The 16,225-nt window shown below is 72.0% G+C and carries 17 protein-coding genes; 10 read left to right on the top strand and 7 right to left on the bottom strand.

Annotated elements, in window-relative coordinates; translation table 11 throughout:
• Window positions 1-123: 123 nt before the first annotated feature.
• Window positions 124-801, top strand: coding sequence for a class I SAM-dependent methyltransferase (locus ACZ4AA_RS29695; protein ID WP_467609557.1), 678 nt, complete (start codon window positions 124-126; stop codon window positions 799-801).
• Between the two features lie 128 nt (window positions 802-929).
• Window positions 930-1,379, top strand: coding sequence for a DoxX family protein (locus ACZ4AA_RS29690; RefSeq protein WP_467609555.1), 450 nt, complete (start codon window positions 930-932; stop codon window positions 1,377-1,379).
• Window positions 1,380-1,405: 26 nt separating this feature from the next.
• On the opposite strand, the gene ACZ4AA_RS29685 is transcribed toward ACZ4AA_RS29690, so the two are convergent.
• Entirely contained in the window at window positions 1,406-2,167 is a 762-nt protein-coding gene (locus tag ACZ4AA_RS29685) for an RNA-binding S4 domain-containing protein (protein WP_467609553.1), read from the bottom strand.
• Between the two features lie 134 nt (window positions 2,168-2,301).
• On the opposite strand from ACZ4AA_RS29685, the gene ACZ4AA_RS29680 reads away from it, so the two are divergent.
• The 3 genes from ACZ4AA_RS29680 (at window position 2,302) to ACZ4AA_RS29670 (ending at window position 6,048) form a co-directional block, all read left to right on the top strand.
• Complete coding sequence (locus tag ACZ4AA_RS29680; RefSeq protein WP_467609551.1) at window positions 2,302-3,654, top strand: M20/M25/M40 family metallo-hydrolase; 1,353 nt, start codon at window positions 2,302-2,304, stop codon at window positions 3,652-3,654.
• Window positions 3,655-3,673: 19 nt separating this feature from the next.
• The gene (locus ACZ4AA_RS29675) at window positions 3,674-5,206 is read left to right on the top strand and encodes a YfcC family protein (RefSeq protein WP_467609549.1); all 1,533 of its coding nucleotides are present in this window, start codon (window positions 3,674-3,676) and stop codon (window positions 5,204-5,206) included.
• 68 nt (window positions 5,207-5,274) lie between these two features.
• Entirely contained in the window at window positions 5,275-6,048 is a 774-nt protein-coding gene (locus ACZ4AA_RS29670; RefSeq protein WP_467609547.1) for a uracil-DNA glycosylase, read from the top strand.
• A gap of 46 nt (window positions 6,049-6,094) precedes the next feature.
• Here the strand turns inward: ACZ4AA_RS29670 and ACZ4AA_RS29665 are convergent, their stop codons facing one another.
• Complete coding sequence (locus ACZ4AA_RS29665) at window positions 6,095-6,499, bottom strand: RidA family protein (RefSeq protein ID WP_467609545.1); 405 nt, start codon at window positions 6,497-6,499, stop codon at window positions 6,095-6,097.
• 217 nt (window positions 6,500-6,716) lie between these two features.
• Here ACZ4AA_RS29665 and ACZ4AA_RS29660 point away from each other — a divergent pair, with 217 nt between their 5' ends.
• From ACZ4AA_RS29660 to ACZ4AA_RS29650, 3 genes are all read left to right on the top strand, one after another.
• The gene (locus ACZ4AA_RS29660) at window positions 6,717-7,454 is read left to right on the top strand and encodes a DUF7873 family protein (protein WP_467609543.1); all 738 of its coding nucleotides are present in this window, start codon (window positions 6,717-6,719) and stop codon (window positions 7,452-7,454) included.
• A gap of 582 nt (window positions 7,455-8,036) precedes the next feature.
• A complete protein-coding gene (locus tag ACZ4AA_RS29655; RefSeq protein WP_467609541.1) occupies window positions 8,037-9,911 on the top strand; it encodes an FUSC family protein in 1,875 nt (624 codons plus the stop codon).
• Window positions 9,912-10,023: 112 nt separating this feature from the next.
• Window positions 10,024-10,197, top strand: coding sequence for a hypothetical protein (locus ACZ4AA_RS29650; RefSeq protein WP_339128732.1), 174 nt, complete (start codon window positions 10,024-10,026; stop codon window positions 10,195-10,197).
• Between the two features lie 80 nt (window positions 10,198-10,277).
• Here ACZ4AA_RS29650 and ACZ4AA_RS29645 read toward each other — a convergent pair whose 3' ends face one another.
• A complete protein-coding gene (locus ACZ4AA_RS29645; RefSeq protein ID WP_467609539.1) occupies window positions 10,278-10,724 on the bottom strand; it encodes a hypothetical protein in 447 nt (148 codons plus the stop codon).
• Window positions 10,721-11,608: an ATP-binding protein gene (locus ACZ4AA_RS29640; RefSeq protein ID WP_467609537.1), complete on the bottom strand. Its 888-nt coding sequence runs from the start codon at window positions 11,606-11,608 to the stop codon at window positions 10,721-10,723. The genes ACZ4AA_RS29645 and ACZ4AA_RS29640 overlap by 4 nt, the downstream gene beginning before the upstream one ends.
• A 260-nt stretch (window positions 11,609-11,868) precedes the next feature.
• On the opposite strand from ACZ4AA_RS29640, the gene ACZ4AA_RS29635 reads away from it, so the two are divergent.
• Complete coding sequence (locus ACZ4AA_RS29635; RefSeq protein WP_467609535.1) at window positions 11,869-12,729, top strand: helix-turn-helix domain-containing protein; 861 nt, start codon at window positions 11,869-11,871, stop codon at window positions 12,727-12,729.
• On the top strand, window positions 12,730-13,008 hold the full coding sequence (locus ACZ4AA_RS29630) for a DUF397 domain-containing protein (RefSeq protein WP_326788416.1): 279 nt from the start codon (window positions 12,730-12,732) through the stop codon (window positions 13,006-13,008). It abuts the gene before it with no gap.
• Between the two features lie 140 nt (window positions 13,009-13,148).
• Here the strand turns inward: ACZ4AA_RS29630 and ACZ4AA_RS29625 are convergent, their stop codons facing one another.
• From ACZ4AA_RS29625 to ACZ4AA_RS29615, 3 genes are all read right to left on the bottom strand, one after another.
• The gene (locus tag ACZ4AA_RS29625; RefSeq protein WP_467609533.1) at window positions 13,149-14,642 is read right to left on the bottom strand and encodes a glutamate synthase subunit beta; all 1,494 of its coding nucleotides are present in this window, start codon (window positions 14,640-14,642) and stop codon (window positions 13,149-13,151) included.
• A gap of 181 nt (window positions 14,643-14,823) precedes the next feature.
• The gene (locus ACZ4AA_RS29620) at window positions 14,824-15,303 is read right to left on the bottom strand and encodes an anthrone oxygenase family protein (RefSeq protein WP_467609531.1); all 480 of its coding nucleotides are present in this window, start codon (window positions 15,301-15,303) and stop codon (window positions 14,824-14,826) included.
• A 172-nt stretch (window positions 15,304-15,475) separates the two neighbouring features.
• A complete protein-coding gene (locus ACZ4AA_RS29615) occupies window positions 15,476-16,171 on the bottom strand; it encodes a DUF2293 domain-containing protein (protein WP_467609529.1) in 696 nt (231 codons plus the stop codon).
• Window positions 16,172-16,225 lie beyond the last annotated feature (54 nt).

Genomic DNA, 16,225 nt, shown 5'->3' with positions numbered 1-16,225 from the left:
TCCGGCCCTTCCGCCAGAACCGGTGCGAACGGCGGACACCTCTCGAACATGTCACTCGAACGAATGACGGGAGAGAGGAACAGGCCGACGGAGGCCGTCCGTTGGACGGGTATGAGGATCGAAATGCGTGAGGGATACGAGGGCACCGGACCCGGTGCCATCACACCGGACGGCTGCGCGGTCGAGCTCTACACCCGCCTGCCCGTCGGAACCGAACCGGACATCATCACCGCCGCCGTGCCCGCCGCCGCGCACATCCTGGAACTGGGCAGCGGGGTCGGCCGGATGACCCACCCGCTCCTGGAACTCGGTTTCGCGGTCACGGCGGTGGACGAGTCCGCCGACATGCTGGAACACGTGCGAGGCGCGCACCGGATACGCAGCAGCATCGAGGACCTCGACCTCGGCGAGACGTTCGACGTCGTTCTGCTGGCCTCGTTCCTCGTGCACGCCGGGGACCTCCGGGTGAGACAGGCGCTCCTGGACACCTGCGCCCGCCATGTCGCCGACGACGGCTGCGTGTTGATCCAGCGCGAGGGCGAGGACTACCACACCGACGTGCCCCGCGAGCGCAAGGATCCGTCCGGATTCGTCGTCCGCATCCTGTCCGCCGAACCGGTCGGGGACGGGGTCGACTCGGTGCGCGCGCAGTACACGTTCCCGGACGCCACCTGGACCCAGACGTTCCTGTCCCGCGCCCTGACGAAGGACGCCTTCGAGGAAGCGCTGGGGGAGGCGGGGCTCAAGGTCGACCGGTATCTGACGGAGGACGGGACATGGGTGAGGGCCGTGAAGGGGTGAGCGGCGGTCGCCGGGCGGCACCAGCCCCGTTCGGCGGCGGCACAAACACCTTTCGGCGCCGATGAGTTCCCGGTGGTTTCCCGGTCTGTCCCTGTGCAAGCAACCGCCGCTTCCCACAGGAGACCACCGTGTCCGAGACCAGCCTCCCCCTCACCACGACCCGGGCCGCCGTCACTCCCCGATCCCGGGCCGCCCGTGTCTCCCTGACGGCCCTCCAGGTCGTCCTCGGCCTGTTCTACGCGTTCGCGAGCGCCCTTCCCAAGCTGATCGCCCACCCCTCGGCGACGGAGGCGTTCGACAAGCTGGGCTGGGGTCACACCGGCATGTACGTCATCGGCGCGCTCGAACTCGCGGGAGGTCTCGCCCTGTTGATCCCGCTGCTGGACTCCGTGGCCGCCCTGGCGCTCAGCGCGCTGATGGTGGGCGCCTTCATCGTCAACGTCACGGTCGTCCACGGCCCCTACGCGGCGACTCCGCTCGTCCTGATGGTTCCGCTCGGCCTGATCGCCTGGGCCAGGCGTGGCCACACGACCGAACTGCTCCGGCTGGTGCGTCTGCGGACGGGGCGCCGCGCGTGACGGCGGAGCGGCGGGCGGGTTCGGCCTCAGTGGCGGGACGAGCCCGGGGACCCGGTCGTGCCCGGGGACCTGGTCGAGCCGGCGGGCCCCGTGGAAGGGCCCGAGGTCCGGACGGGTCCTGACGAGCCGGTCTGCATGCCCCGCAGGCGTTCCATGTCGCGGCGGTCCCGCTTGGTGGGGCGTCCCGCGCCCCGGTCCCGGACACCCGCCGGAGCCACGGCCTCGCGCGGCGGGGGCGGCGGACTGTTGTCCACGTAGCATTCGGCGGCGACGGGAGCGCCGACCCGCTTGCGGATCACACGCTTCACGATGACGACCCGTTCACGGCCCTCGTGCCAGACCCGTACCTCGTCGCCCACCCGGACCGAGTACGCGGGCTTGACGCGCTCCCCGTTGACCCGAACATGACCGCCCTTGCAGGCCGTGGCGCCGATCGAGCGGGTCTTGACCAGCCGGACGGACCAGATCCAGGCGTCGACCCGCACGCTCTCGCCACCGGCGGGCGCGGCGGCGACGGCGGCCTCGACGGCGGCAGACGTCCCGGAAGCCGCGCCGGCGGCGGATCTGCCGCTGCTTCTCGCATCAGCTTCGGTCCCGGACGTGGCCCTGGAACCGGTGCGGGAATCGCTTCCGGCCGTGGCGCCGGAGCCGGTGCCGGAATCGCTTCCGGAAGCGGTCCTGGCGACGTCCGAGCCTGAGCCGGCCGCTGCGGCCTTCCCGCCGTACGCGTCGCGCCCGCCTCCGGGGCCCGCGCCCTTCGTCTCCCGGTCAGCACCCTGAGAAGCCATGACCCGACTCTAATGCCCGCGGCCCGGCGCACCGCATGCCTTTTCCGTCGCACGGACCACACCGGATGCGTGGCCCTCCGGGCGGGCGGAGGCTGTCGGTGAAGCCGTGCGGGGAACAGGAGAGGGGACCGAGGGTGGACACAGCAGCGAAGGTCGACGCGTTGATGGACGGTCTGCGCGCCGACCTGGAGCGCCTCGCGGCCATCCCTTCCGTCGCCTTTCCCGGCTTCCCGGCCGAGCCGGTGCGTGAGGCCCACGATCTCCTCGCGGGGCTGCTGCGGGACGCCGGGGTGGAGCACGTCGAGAGCATCGACCTCCCCGGTACCGCCCCCGTGATCTTCGGGGAGATCCCGCCGCCTGACCCCGCCGCGCCGACCGTCCTGCTCTACTCGCACTACGACGTGCAGCCGCCCGGCGACGAGAAGCTGTGGCTGTCGCCGCCTTTCGAGCCGACACCCGTCGAGGGCGGTCTCCGGGCCCGCGGGATCGCCGACGACAAGTCCAATGTGATCGCTCACCTGGGCATGCTCCGGGCCTACGAGGGGCGGCCTCCGGTCGGGGTGAAGATCGTCTTCGAAGGGCAGGAGGAGTACGGCAGTCCCTTCGACGACTATCCGCCCAGCGATCCGGAGCGGTTCGCGTGCGACGCGATGGTCATCGCCGATCTGGGCAACCTGCGCCCCGGAACCCCCACCCTGACGACCGGGCTGCGGGGCGCGGCCGAGGTCGTGGTCGAGGTGCGCACCCTCCAGGAACCCCGGCACAGCGGTGAGTTCGGAGGGGCCGCGCCGGACGCGCTGATCGTGCTCCTGACCGCACTGTCCACGCTGCACGACGTGCACGGCGACGTGGCCGTGGCGGGGCTGAGGCGAGAGCCTTGGAGCGGAACGTCGTACACCGAGGACGAGTTCCGCGAACTCGCCGGGGTCTGTGAGGGAGTCCCGCTGATCGGCAGCGGCAGTCTCGGCGAGCGGCTGTGGAGCGGGCCCGCGATCACGGTGATCGGCCTGGACGCGCCGGGCGTCGAACACGCGGCCTCCGCCGTCGTCCCGTACGCCCGTGCCAAGCTCAACCTCCGCTTCCACCCGCGCCAGGACGCGAAGGAGGCGCGGGCCGAGCTGGTGGACCACCTCCGTTCGCTGCGGCCCTTCGGCGTCCCGCTCACCGTCACCCCCGGCGACACGGGCCCCGGCTACGAGGCCTCGACCGGGGGTCCCGCCTATCGCGCCGCGCTCACCGCGCTGCGCGAGGCCTGGGGCGAGGACGCGTCGTACGTCGCGACCGGAGGGTCGATCCCCCTGGTCAACGGGCTCGCACGCGCCGCGCCCGACGCCGAGGTGCTGCTCTTCGGGGCGCAGGACAGCATGTGCAACCTGCACGCCCCGAACGAACGCGTCCTCTTCTCGGAACTGCGCAACACGGTGGTGGCGATGTGCGCGTTCGTACGGGAGTACGCGGACGGCTTCCGCGCTCGGGCGGACGCGTGAGCCGGGGCGGGGCGGGCCGGTGACCACCCCGACCGGTACCGAGGCGCCTGCCCCCGAAGAGCCGCCGCACCGGAGCGGGTTCACGTTCCCGAGTGCGCTGACCGTCCTCGCGATCGTCACGATCGCCGTGTGGGCGCTGGCGTTCCTGATCCCGGCGGGACAGTACGACCGTACGCCCGAGGGCAGGCCGATCCAGGGCACGTATCACCGGGTCGATGCGGGCGAGAGCTTCGTCGACCGCCTCAACGACCTCTTCCTCGCGCCCGTCAACGGCCTCTACGGAATCCTGGACGAGAAGACGGCGCAGGTCGGTCCGGACTTCGCCGGTGAACTGTACGGCAGCGCGGGCGTGTTCCTCTTCGTGCTCGCCATCGGGGCGTTCATCACGGTGGTGTTCGCGACCGGCGCGCTCGACCGGGGGATCGGTCTCCTGGCCCACCGGCTGCGGACACGCGGCGCGTTGCTCATCGCGGGCATCATGCTGGTGTTCTCGGTGCTCGGCACGGTGGAGGGCTTCGCCGAGGAGACGCTGGGGTTCTACGGGCTGATCGTGCCGCTGATGCTGGCGCTCGGCTACGACCGGATGGTGGCGGTCGGCACGATCATCCTCGGCGCGGGCATCGGAGTGCTGTGCTCGACGGTGAACCCGTTCGCCACGGGTGTCGCCTCGTCCGCCGCCGGCATCTCGCTCGGCGACGGCATCGTGCTGCGCTTCGTGATGTGGGTGGTGCTGACGGCGGTCACGATCGCGTACGTCATCCGGTACGCGCGCCGGGTGCGGAAGGACCCGGAGCGCTCGCTCACCGGGTTCCTGCCGGGGGACCGCGAGCACGCCCGGGAAGCCGCCGGTGAGGTTCCCGAGCTGACCGGTCTGCACAAGGCGGTCCTCGTCACCACGGGGCTGGTCTTCGCCTTCATGATCTTCTCCGTCGTGCCGTGGTCCAGCGCGCTCAGCGGCAAGGCCGACGCGCGGCCCTACGGGTTCGAGCTCGGCTGGTCCTTCCCGGAACTGGCCGCCCTGTTCCTGTGCGCGGCGGTGCTGGTCGGGGTGGTGGCGCGGATGGGCGAGCAGAGACTGAGTGCGACGATCGTCCAGGGCGCCGCGGACTTCATGTCACCCGCGCTGGTGATCGTGCTGGCCCGCGGAGTCACCGTGATCATGAACAACTCGAAGATCACCGATACGGTTCTGCACTCCATCGAAGGCGTCGTGGAGGGGACCTCCTCCAGTCTCTTCGCGATCATCGTCTTCGTCGTGAACCTGCCGCTGGCCTTCCTCATCCCCTCCACCTCGGGCCATGCGACCCTCGCCATGCCGATCCTGGCCCCGCTCGCCGACTTCGCGGGCGTCTCCCGCGCGGTCGTCGTCACCGCCTGGCAGGCCGCCAGCGGCTGGATGAACCTCTGGGTCCCCACCACGGCCGTCACCATCGGCGGCGTCGCCCTCGCCAAGGTCGGCTACGACAAGTACCTCCGCTTCATCTGGCCCCTCCTCGCCATCCTCTTCCTGCTGATCTGCGGGTTCCTGGCACTTGGGGCGGAGATGACATAGAGGCCGGGGGAGGGGGGAGCCGCGGTCGGCAGGGGCCCGGCGCGGCCGAGCGGTCGTACGGTGGTGCCGTGGACATCGGCGCTCCGGAGGAAGACGCGGCCCGCTCCGCCGACCTCGCGCTGCTCGACACGCGGATCGCCGGCTGCCGGGCCTGCCCGCGGCTTGTCGCCTGGCGCGAAGAGGTGGCCACCGTCCGGCGTGCCGCCTTCGCCGACCAGACGTACTGGGGGCGCCCGGTGCCCGGGTTCGGGCCGTCCGACGCCCGCCTCCTCGTCCTCGGGCTCGCCCCCGCCGCGCACGGCGGCAACCGGACCGGGCGGATGTTCACCGGGGACAGGTCGGGTGACGTGCTGTACGCGGCGCTGCACGACGTCGGGCTCGCCTCGCAGGGCACCTCGGTGAGCGCGGACGACGGACTGGAGCTGTACGGAGTACGCGTCACCTCTCCCGTGCACTGCGCGCCTCCCGCGAACCGGCCGACGCCCCAGGAGCGGGACACCTGCCGGCCCTGGCTCGTCCGGGAACTGGGGCTGCTGCGGCCGACGCTGCGCGCGGTGGTCGTCCTCGGGGGCTTCGGCTGGCAGGCCGCGCTGCCCGCCTTGGCGGAGGCGGGGTGGGCGGTGCCGAGGCCCCGCCCGGCGTTCGCGCACGGGGCTCGGGTGACGCTCGTACGACGACCGGAACAGGACGAGGCGGGTACCGGCCCCGCTTCGCTCGAGCTCTTCGGGTGTTTCCATGTCAGCCGGCGGAACACCTTCACCGGGCGGCTCACGCCCGCGATGCTGCGGCAGGTGCTGGTCGAGGCGGCGGGGTCCGCGGGACTGACGACACGCTCGCCGTAGGCGCCGTAGGCGCCAGGTACCGCCGGGGCGCCAGCCATGCGTCGGGCTACGCGTCGGGGACGACGGCGGTCGCCGTGATCTCCACGAGCTGTCCGGTGTACCCGAGACAGGCCACCCCGAGCAGGGTCGAGGAGTGCGGGCCGATGCTCAGCCCCGACGCCTCGACGACGTTCCAGACCGCGGACAGCGCGGCGGTCTCGCCGCTGACGACGTACACATCGGTCGACACGACATGGGCCATGTCGCTCCCCACCGCACGCAACTGCTCGTCGAGGTTGGCCAGCACCTGCTCGGCCTGGCGTACGGGATCGCCCGCGCCGACCAGCTTCCCGTCGGCGTCGAGGGGTACGGACCCGGCGAGGAAGGCCAGCTTCGTGCCCGCCTCGACGACGGACGCGTGCGCGTAGACGGGCGGCGTGAAGAGGCCGGGAACGGTGACGCGCCGGATCATGGGGACTCCCTGTGGGTGGGGCCGCCGACGAGGACTCCCCAGGGGGAGACCGTCGGTGAGGTGACGGACAACCTGGCCGATGATGCGGGTTCGGCCGCGGCCCGCGCATCCCGATTCCCGCCCCGGCACCCGAACACGAGGGACGGACCCGGGGCCTTAGTCGGGCGGGAGAATAATCCCTCGAACGACCCCCCTCGCCGCTGCTACGGTCACCGGCGTGGCGAAACTCAATCAGATCATCGCAGTGGAGAAGGGCATCAAGTCCAAGTCCCATCAGGACCTGACGGCTGCTCATCACGGTCTCCAGAAGCCCGCGTTGCTCGCGGGCATCTCGCGGACCTACCAGCCGAAGGACGAGGAGGGCGAGCAGCTGCCGCCCGAGTCGACCCGGGTCCAGGTGCAGGCCGAGGACGTGCTGCGGGACACCGCCGCGACCCTCACCCGGCTGTTCGACGTGACCGCCACCAAGGACTGGGCCAACTGCGCGGCGCGGGCCGATGTGGTGGTGGACGGCCGCGTGATCGTCGCCGAGGTGCCGGTGTCCTATCTGCTCTTCCTCGAGAAGCAGCTCACCGATCTCAACACCTTCGTCAGGAAGCTGCCCGTCCTCGACGCCTCCGAGTCCTGGGTGCGGGACCCGTCCACCGACGCCTGGAAGACCGAGCCGGTGCGGACCCTTCGCACGAAGAAGGTCCCGCGGAACCACGTCAAGGCCGAGGCCACCGAGAAGCACCCGGCCCAGGTCGAGGTGTACTACGAGGACATCCCCGTCGGCTACTGGACGACCGTCAAGTTCTCCGGGGCCCTGCCCGCGCGGCGCGTGAACGAACTCCTCGACCGCGTCGAGAAGTTGCAGCAGGCGGTCAAGTTCGCCCGCGAGGAGGCCAATGGCGTGGATGTCGTCGACCAACGCGTCGGCGACGCGGTTTTCGGCTACCTGTTCGCACAGGGGTAGCCTCTGAACTCCCCGGCCACGACGTACCGCGGCCGGGGTGCGCGAGGAGCGCAAGCTGAACCTGAGGCTTGTCGTGAATGCGCGGTTCCAGTGGAGGTTCGAGCCCTCCCCGCGGCACCAGAGAGCACTCCCGCCGAGGGAGTGCCACGCGCTGCGGTAGCCCAATTCGGCAGAGGCAGACCGCGATCAATCTCAGACTATTGCTCCAGACTCAGCATTCGCCGCCGATCGCCGGATCGACCGGGCCCAGGCCCCAGTACGCCGAGATGCTGGTTCAAGTCCAGTCCGCGCAGCTCGATGCGTGGTGGTCCAAAGGCAGGACGCGGCGACATAACGACTGACCTGGGTTCTCAAGCGTGCCGGCGTGCGACATGGTGGCATCTCAGGGTCCGGGGGCCGGCTACGCCCTCGGACCCGCTCCTCCTCTCTCCCTCCTCCCTCCCGAAGCGTCCGTCCCCGTGAAATGTCACAGCGCGGAAATCCCCGCGTTCGTCGTCCACGGGCCGCGAGCACTACCCTGGTCACGACACGAGCCCGGCCGACGTCGCCCGAAGGCACCCGCCCTCGCCCGACAGGAGCCCCGTGCGTCTCACCCCCCTCGCCGTACCGCCCTGGCTCGCCCACGCCCTGCGCGCCCAGCGCGGACCGGTCCCCTGGAACGCCGTCCTGCGAGGTGCGCTGGCCGCCGGGCCGCTGCTGCTCGTGGCCGTGCTGAGCGGCCGTACCCCCCTCGGAGTGATCGCCGCTCTCGGCGCCATGCTGACGGGGATCAACGACCGGCCGGGCAGCCGGCGCGTCGCCGTCGAACGGCTCGGGGTACCGGCCCTCGCCGGAGCCGCCGGTCTGCTCATCGGCTCGTACGCCGGACAGCACATCGGCGCCGTGGCCCTCACCCTCCTCTTCACCGGGCTCGGACTGCTCGCCGGAGCCGTCAGCGCCGTGGGACCCGTGGCCTCCGGGGCCGGGACCCAGCTGCTGGTCACCTCGGCCATCGGGGCCGGGATGCCGCTGCCCGCACCGGGTTGGGTACGCGCACTGTTCTTCCTCGGCGGGGCCGGCTGGCTGCTCGTCCTGCGGCTGGCACTGCCCACGACCGCGGTGAACACCGGCGACTACCGCTTCGACGGGGAGCGGGACGCCGTCGCCGGTGTGTACGAGGCCGTCGCCCGGCTGCTGCTCGCGGTGGGCGGACCCGACGCGAGCCGGCGGCGCGTCGCCCTGACCGCCGCCCTCGACCAGGCGCAGGACGCACTCGACGGGCCCCGGCTGCGGCGCTACGCGAGCTCGGCCGCCGAACGGCGGCTGCACGCGCAGTACGCCGCCGCCCTGCCGCTCGCCGAGGCCGCGACCGCGCTCGCCTGGGCCGGCGAAGCGGTGCCCGAACGGGCCGCGGAAGGGCCCCGGCGGCTCGCGGACGCCGTACGCACCGGCGCGCCCACCGGACCCCTGCCCGCGCCCGCCGTCCCCGGCGGCCGATCAGGACCGCTCGGGAGCACACCCGTCGTGCCCGCGCTGCGTGCCCTCCACGACGCCCTGCTGCACGCCGCCGAGACCTTCGACCGGGGCTCGGGGAACGCCCTGCACAACCGGCGTCGTACCACTGCCTCGCTGGTGCGCACCGCGCTCGGTTCCGCCGGGCGCGAGTACGGCATCCGGGTCGCCCTCTGCTTCGGCGCGAGCGTCGCCGTGGCACAGGTCCTGCACCACGCGCGCTGGTACGGCAACCACCCGCACTGGTACTGGCTCCCCGCGACCGCCGTCTTCCTCGTCAAGCCCGATCTGGGACCGCTCGCCTCGCGCGTACTGTGCCGGGCGGCCGGAACCGTCCTCGGCGCGATCTCCTTCGCGGGGCTCGCCCTGCTGCTGCCGAGCCCGGAGGGCTTCGTCGCGCTGGTCGCGGTCAGCGGTGCCCTGATCCCCGTCGCCACCCGGCACTTCGCCGCGCAGACCGCCGTCGTCACCGTCCTCGTCCTCGCCCTCGTGATGGCGGGCGGCGAGCCGCAGGCCTCCTGGAACCGGATCGTGGAGACACTCCTGGCCTGCGCGATCGTGCTGCTGGTCGGACATCTGCCGACACTCGGACAGCGCGGCGGGACCGTACGGGCGCGGCTCACCCGGGCCGGCGAGGCGACGGACCTCTATCTCGCCCATGTGCTGAGCGACGGCACCGCCCGTGACCGTTCGGGCCGCTGGGTCCTGCGCCGGGAGGCCTACCGCGCGCTCGCCGAGGCGCGCGCGGCCATCGACCTGGCCGCGGCCGAACTTCCCGCCCTGGCACGGCACTCCGAGGGAACGGCCGCGGTCGCGGCCACCCTGGAACGGCTCGTCGACACGACCACGGCGTGCGCCGTGCAGCTCGACGACACCGGCCGGCTCACGCCCCGCCACACCGAGCGGATCACCGAACTCCTCGGTGAACTGGCCGAACGCCGAAAGATCCTGACTCCCCTCCGCTGACCCACTGTTCCGCTGTCCGGTGTCGACTTCGTCTCAGTACCGTCACTGCCAGAGCCGTTCACCCCATTGCAGGCGTTTAACTCTCCACAGCAGTGCTACTTGGAGGTCAAGGGTGAACGGGCGAATGGTGCTGGAGCGTTTTCCCGCGGGCGGACCACGCGGGTCGTGGCCCGCGGAGGAGTTCGCGCAGGCGCGCCGTCAGGAGGGCCAGGCGGCCGAGGTCGTCATGGATCTGGCGTCCGACGCGTTCCTCGTCGTCGTGGGCGGTGTCGACGGCGTCGAGTGAGGGCGTACGGGCCGGGCCGCCCTCTCCGTACGGGGCGCCGCCCTCCGTACGGGCCTCGGCCGCTTCGATCGCGCCCGCCCTCAGGTGCTGATCGGACGCGACCAGGCGGGCGTCGTGCCCGTGACCTGGCACAGGGCCAGATACAGGGGGATCGGCGGGGTGTACGGAAGCATGCCATCCGGTTTGTGGATGAGCCCGGGAATCCGAGGTGAGTCCGGCACGACGGCGCCCGTGGCGTAGTGGGCGGGGGCGGGCCACTCCAGGGCCACATCGGAGTCGGAGGGAACGATCCACCACCAGTGCGCCGGGTCGGCGTACACGCAGCCCACGCGAGGCAGCCGCGACAGCAGCTGCGGTCCGAACCGGGCGGGCACCGAGACCGCGTCGCAGCCCAGCGGTACGTTCATGCCCTCGGGTACGGGGAGACGCCTCGGCGGCCCGGACCGCCGCCGCCCGCGGTTCACGCGGACCAGCGTGTCCAGGCTCAGGGCCCTGGCCGCAGGCCCGGCCGCGGACGTACGACTCACAGCCTCTCCCGATCCCGATGACGTTCCCGGCTCTGTTCCCGGCGGTGCGCGTCCGGTTCCCAGCGGTGCGGATCCTGCTCCCGGTGGCGCGGGTCCTGTTCGCCGCGGCGGGGGTCCCTGCCCGCACCGCCGCCCGGGGCGGAGAGCGGCTGGGGGTTCCCCACGGTTCCCGCCCCCCAGGATCCCTCCGCCCCCGTGCCCCGACCGTCGTTCGGGGGCTTCTTCGCGCTCCAGCCGAGGTCCGCCCGCGGGCCGTTGTCCGCGTCGGGCGAGCCCGGTTCGCGCCGGGCCTCGGCGAGGCGGCCGGCCGGCACCGGCCCGGCCCCGAACCCGGCGTCGGGCGCGTCCAGTTGATGCAGGCCGTGCGAGTCGTGCCGGTGGTCCGGCTCGTGCCGGTCGCTCCGGTCCTCGGGGGCGCCGCCCGGTTCGGGCCAGGTCTCCCCGGTGGCGCCGGCCGTGTTTTCGGCCCGGTCTGCCGAGCGCGGGATCTCCGCCCACACCAGCAGACCGGGCCCGGTGTCCTGGGCCCCCCAGGCCCTGGACACTGCCGCGACGAGAAGCAATCCCCTCCCGTGCTCCTCGTCGGGCCGTTGCGGGGAGGGGTGCGGCTCGCCCGGAGCACACCCCTCGTCACCCACGGCTATGCGCACCCGGTCGTCGGCGTCGTGCAGTTCGCACACGACACGCTGCCCGGCGGCGTGCACGATCGCGTTGGTGACCAGTTCGGAGACCACGAGGGCCGCCGTGTCGCACGTGTCCTCGCACACCGCCCAGCCGGACAGGCGGGACCGGGTCAGGCGTCTCGCCTGGGCCACGGAGCCCGGGTGTGCGGCCAGTTCGAAGCGGAACCGGCGCTCGGCGGCGGCACCGGGGTGCTGCCCCATGGCGGCACGGAGACCGAACCGGTCTCCGGCGGCGTCTGTTCCTAACGGCGCGGACGGAATCACGCTTGCCACTATCGCGGCGTCGCGAACACTTGGCAAGACTCACTCTGAAAAATGCAGAGTGCCGTGTGACGCTGTGGGGGCGCGTGGCACACTGCTGACAACAGCAAGCCGAGCGGCGCCAGTTGGGATCGTCGAGGCGGACGAGGAAGAACCCGGACGGCGCCGAACGGGCTGCCCGGACTCAGTGGAGGTGGGACGTGAGCGAACCGCGGTCCGCGCCGACGGTCGGCCAGGTCGTTCTCGGACGGCGACTGCTGGACCTGCGGGAACGCGCGGGTCTCAAGCGGGAGGAGGCCGCGCGGATCCTGCGCGTCGCCCCCGCGACGGTCCGCCGGATGGAGATGGCCGAGGTCTCCCTCAAAATCCCCTACCTCCAGCTCCTGTTGAAGTCCTACGGCGTCGGCGACCAGGAGGCCGAGGCCTTCGTCCAGCTCGCGGAGGACGCCAACAAGCCCGGCTGGTGGCAGCGGTTCCACGACATCCTGCCCGACTGGTTCTCCATGCACGTCAGCCTGGAAGGCGCCGCCTCCCTGCTGCGCTCGTACGAACCGCACTTCATCCCGGGCCTGTTGCAGACCGAGGACTACGCCCGCGGTGTCCTGAGGGCGGGCGCCATCGGCCAGACCCGGCCCGAGGACATCGAGCGTCATGTTGCGCTGCGCATGCAGCGTCAGGACCTGCTCACGCGCGAGGACGCGCCCCGGATCTGGGCCGTGATGGACGAGACGGTGCTGCGCCGCACCATCGGCGGCCCCGAGGTGATGCGTGCGCAGATCGACAAGTTGCTTCAGGCCACGAGGCTGCCCCATGTGACGTTGCAGGTGATCCCGTTCTCCTCGGGTCCGCACCCCGGCACGTACGGGCCCTTCGTGCTGTTCCGATTCGCCATGCCGGAACTCCCGGACATGGTCTACAGCGAGTACCTGACCGGCGCCGTCTACCTGGACGCGCGTTCCGAGGTGGCGACCCACCTGGAGGTCATGGACCGCATGGCGGCCCAAGCCGCCACGGCGCATCGCACGAAGGAGATCCTCCGGGATCTCCGCAAGGAGCTGTGAATGGAACGCGTCACGCCGGAGCGCATCAACCCGCGAATAGGCAACGTGCGCATCTACAACGGAATGCCCGCCCGGGAACTCGGCAGCGAGGGCTGGCACAAACCATGGAGCGGCGGCAACGGAGGCAACTGCCTGGAGGCGATGAAACTCGCCGACGGCCGCATCGCCGTGCGCCAGTCGGCGGACCCGGACGGTCCCGCTCTCATCTACACGCCCGGCGAGATGACCGCTTTCATCGAGGGTGCGAAAGCGGGGGAGGCGGACTTCCTTCTCTCCTGAACGACTTGCTTGCTGACTTCCACACTTTCCTTAAATTGATGTCGAGTTGATCACTTACCGCGCCGCGGGCCCACGGAGACCGTCATGACCGGGCAGGCCCGCGGCCAGCGGATTCGTACTCTTTGAACCGGGAGGCCGCCCTAGGCGGTCATGGGGCGGTCGTACGGTCCGATCGGCGCCGGCAGGCGCGAGCGGGCCGCTCCGCTGAGTGCCCGGTCCACCGCCGCGGCGACCGCCCGGCCCTCGGCGATCGCCCACACGACGAGCGACTGCCCGCGGGCCGCGTCCCCGGCGGCGTACACCCCCGGGACGTTCGTGCCGAAGTCGGCGCCCCGGGCGATCGTCCCGCGCGGTTCGAGGTGCAGCCCCAACTGGTCGATCAGGCCGTCGTGCCGGTCGGGGCCGACAAAGCCGAGGGCGAGCAGCACGAGGTCGGCGGGCAGGATCCGCCCGGAACCGGGGACCGGGCGGCGTTGCGCGTCGACCTCGACGAGCCGCAGCGAGCGCACCCGGCCGTCCCCGTCACCGTCGAACCGGAGCGTGGACGCGGCGAAGAGCCGGGCATCCGCGTCGGCGGCGGGCGCCGTGCCGAGCACGCCGGCCTCCTCGTGCGCGGCGGAGAGCCGGTAGATCTTCGGATACGTCGGCCACGGCTCGGCGTCCTCGTCGCGCTCGGCGTCCGGCTGGGCGTAGATGTCGAGCTGGGTCACGGAAGCCGCGCCCTCGCGCACGGCGGTGCCCAGACAGTCGGCGCCGGTGTCACCCCCGCCGACGATCACCACATGCCTGCCCGCCGCGGACAACGGGGAGACCTCCAGATCCCCCTCGCAGACCCGGTCGGCGAGGGGGAGATACTCCATCGCCTGATGGATTCCGGACAACTGGCGCCCCGGCACATCCAGTTCACGCCAGGCGGTCGCGCCGAGCGCCAGAACCACCGCGTCGTAGCGGGCTCTGAGCTCGGTGGCCCCGATATCGGCCCCGATCGCCGTCGACGTGCGGAACTTGGTCCCCTCGGCGCGCATCTGGGCCAGCCGGCGGTCCAGATGCCGCTTCTCCATCTTGAACGCGGGGATTCCGTACCGCAGCAGACCCCCGATCCGGTCGGCCCGCTCGTACACGGCCACCGTGTGACCGGCCCGGGTCAGCTGCTGTGCCGCGGCGAGTCCGGCGGGCCCCGACCCGACGACCGCGACCGTCCGTCCCGACAGCCGGTCCGGTGGGCGCGGCGGTGTGAGACCGTCCTCCCAGGCACGGTCGGCGATGGCGACCTCGACGTTCTTGATGGTGACCGCCGGCTGGTTGATCGCCAGCACACAGCCCGCCTCGCACGGGGCGGGGCACAACCGCCCGGTGAACTCGGGGAAGTTGTTCGTGGCGTGCAGCCGGTCGCTCGCGGCCCGCCAGTCGTCACGCGAGACGAGGTCGTTCCACTCGGGGATCAGATTGCCCAGGGGACACGCCTCATGGCAGAACGGGATCCCGCAGTCCATGCAGCGGTCGGCCTGTTTCTCGATGATCGGCAGCAGGCCTCCGGGAACGTACACCTCGTCCCAGTCCCGCACCCGCTCCGGCACGGACCGGCGCGGATACTCACGGCGAGGTGTGGTCATGAAACCCTTGGGATCGGCCATGGCCGTCTCCCTCATGGACGCGTACGGGGGCCGGAGCCGCACGGCCGTCGGGCCTCGTCGGCCACGGATCCCGGGCAGCACTCCTCTCCCGCCACGATACGTCGCCCGTGCACCCGCCGCCGCCCCGGAGGACAGCGGTCCGAGGGCTCGGACGGGGGTGGTGGAACGGCGGACGCCCGTCTCAGGTGAGGGCGAGCGCGTACGACACCGCCGCCGCGGCCGAGGCGGCGGCGCGGACGTGGTTCCACATCGTCCACTGGCGCACGAATATGGGCCAGTAGGCGGCGGCCTCCGGCGTTCCGGGGTCCAGCTTCAGCAGTGCGTCGTTGCGGGGAACGTTCGCCGCGATGGTCACCCCGAACGCCCCGAACAGATACAGCGCGCTGCCGAGCAGCAACTCCACCGTCCCGCCGGCCGGCAGCAGGACGAAGGTCACCACCGCCAGCACCGAGCACAGCACCGCCGACCCGATGAACACCAGCATGAACGGGGGGCGGACGGCGGCGACGTTGATGGCGTTCATCGCCGCCACTGACTGCGACGGAGGAAGCTGGGCGAGTGCTCTCATCACGAAGGTCGAGAACCCGCAGAACACCCCGGCCACCAGCCCGCAGCCGAGCACCCCCAGCAGAGTCAGCACGAAATACGGTCCCTCGATCATGTCCACTCCCGTGTCGAACCGGCCGGACCCAAGAGCCTGCACAGCGCCGGCCGTCTTCTCAAGCGAAATCCCCCGCGTCGGCGACGGCCATGGCCGAGCGACGCACACGCATGCGCGACCGTCTCCCGACACCCGCCGGCGCCGCGTTCCCCGCACGTGCGCCCTTGCTCACTCACGCCCGCGCGGTGCCGTCGTCCCGCCATTCCCGGAGTCGCGTGTCCACCGTGGCCGCGATCCGGCGGCGCGCTTCGTACCGCGGCACGCCGCTCATGAGCAGGTGGTCGTACGGCGTCTCGGTGTGCCGTACCGACGCCCGCACCGCCGCGGTCACCGCCGCCTCGGACAGCGCGCGGCCCGCCGAGCTCCGCCCGACCCGCCTGCTGCCGCGCACCGAGGCATGCGCGGCGACCGCGTGTGCCCGGTCGGCGGGACACTGCGGGAACAGCCGGGATATCTCCCGTGCGAACGCCTCCGTGAAGCGGACGTCCTCCGCCTCCCGGCGCCGTGCGTCCCGTGCCCGGCGCCGTCGCCGCGCCTCGGCGTCCGCCAGGCAGCGTGCCTCCGCGAGGGCGAGCGCCGTCTCCTCGACCATGACCCCCTGCCGTTCGTAGCGCCCCCGGCGCCGGTTGAACCGCACCACCACGGCCGACAGCGCTCCGCCCTCGCGCGATCTGCGGGTGAGCGCGGTGTCGCCACGCGGCAGGAACACCAGGTGCCCGAGATCCGCACAGTCCAGACAGCGAGGCGCCCCCTCCTCCAGCACCAGCAACGGGAGCGGTCCGCTCCGGCACTCGACGCAGTGCCGCTTCCTGAGCGGCTGGACGACGAGAAGCCCGTTCCGGTGCGGGGGATCAGCGATCGGTGCCATACGCGGTTCCTTCCCCGGACCGGGGCCGCCACTACGTCGTGGGGCCCGCCGGGT

It is taken from the genome of Streptomyces sp. NPDC024698 (genome assembly GCF_055559015.1).
The sequence above is the reverse complement of the archived record's forward strand: the minus strand, read 5'-3'. Positions and strand labels throughout refer to the sequence as shown.

Excerpts from the sequence above, each read along its gene's own strand:
- ACZ4AA_RS29695 (WP_467609557.1), top strand. The coding sequence starts at position 124 with ATGCGTGAGGGATACGAGGGCACCGGACCCGGTGCCATCACACCGGAC.
- ACZ4AA_RS29685 (WP_467609553.1), bottom strand. The coding sequence starts at position 2,167 with ATGGCTTCTCAGGGTGCTGACCGGGAGACGAAGGGCGCGGGCCCCGGA.
- ACZ4AA_RS29665 (WP_467609545.1), bottom strand. The coding sequence starts at position 6,499 with ATGATCCGGCGCGTCACCGTTCCCGGCCTCTTCACGCCGCCCGTCTAC.
- ACZ4AA_RS29640 (WP_467609537.1), bottom strand. The coding sequence starts at position 11,608 with ATGGGGCAGCACCCCGGTGCCGCCGCCGAGCGCCGGTTCCGCTTCGAA.
- ACZ4AA_RS29630 (WP_326788416.1), top strand. The coding sequence starts at position 12,730 with ATGGAACGCGTCACGCCGGAGCGCATCAACCCGCGAATAGGCAACGTG.
- ACZ4AA_RS29625 (WP_467609533.1), bottom strand. The coding sequence starts at position 14,642 with ATGGCCGATCCCAAGGGTTTCATGACCACACCTCGCCGTGAGTATCCG.
- ACZ4AA_RS29620 (WP_467609531.1), bottom strand. The coding sequence starts at position 15,303 with ATGATCGAGGGACCGTATTTCGTGCTGACTCTGCTGGGGGTGCTCGGC.
- ACZ4AA_RS29615 (WP_467609529.1), bottom strand. The coding sequence starts at position 16,171 with ATGGCACCGATCGCTGATCCCCCGCACCGGAACGGGCTTCTCGTCGTC.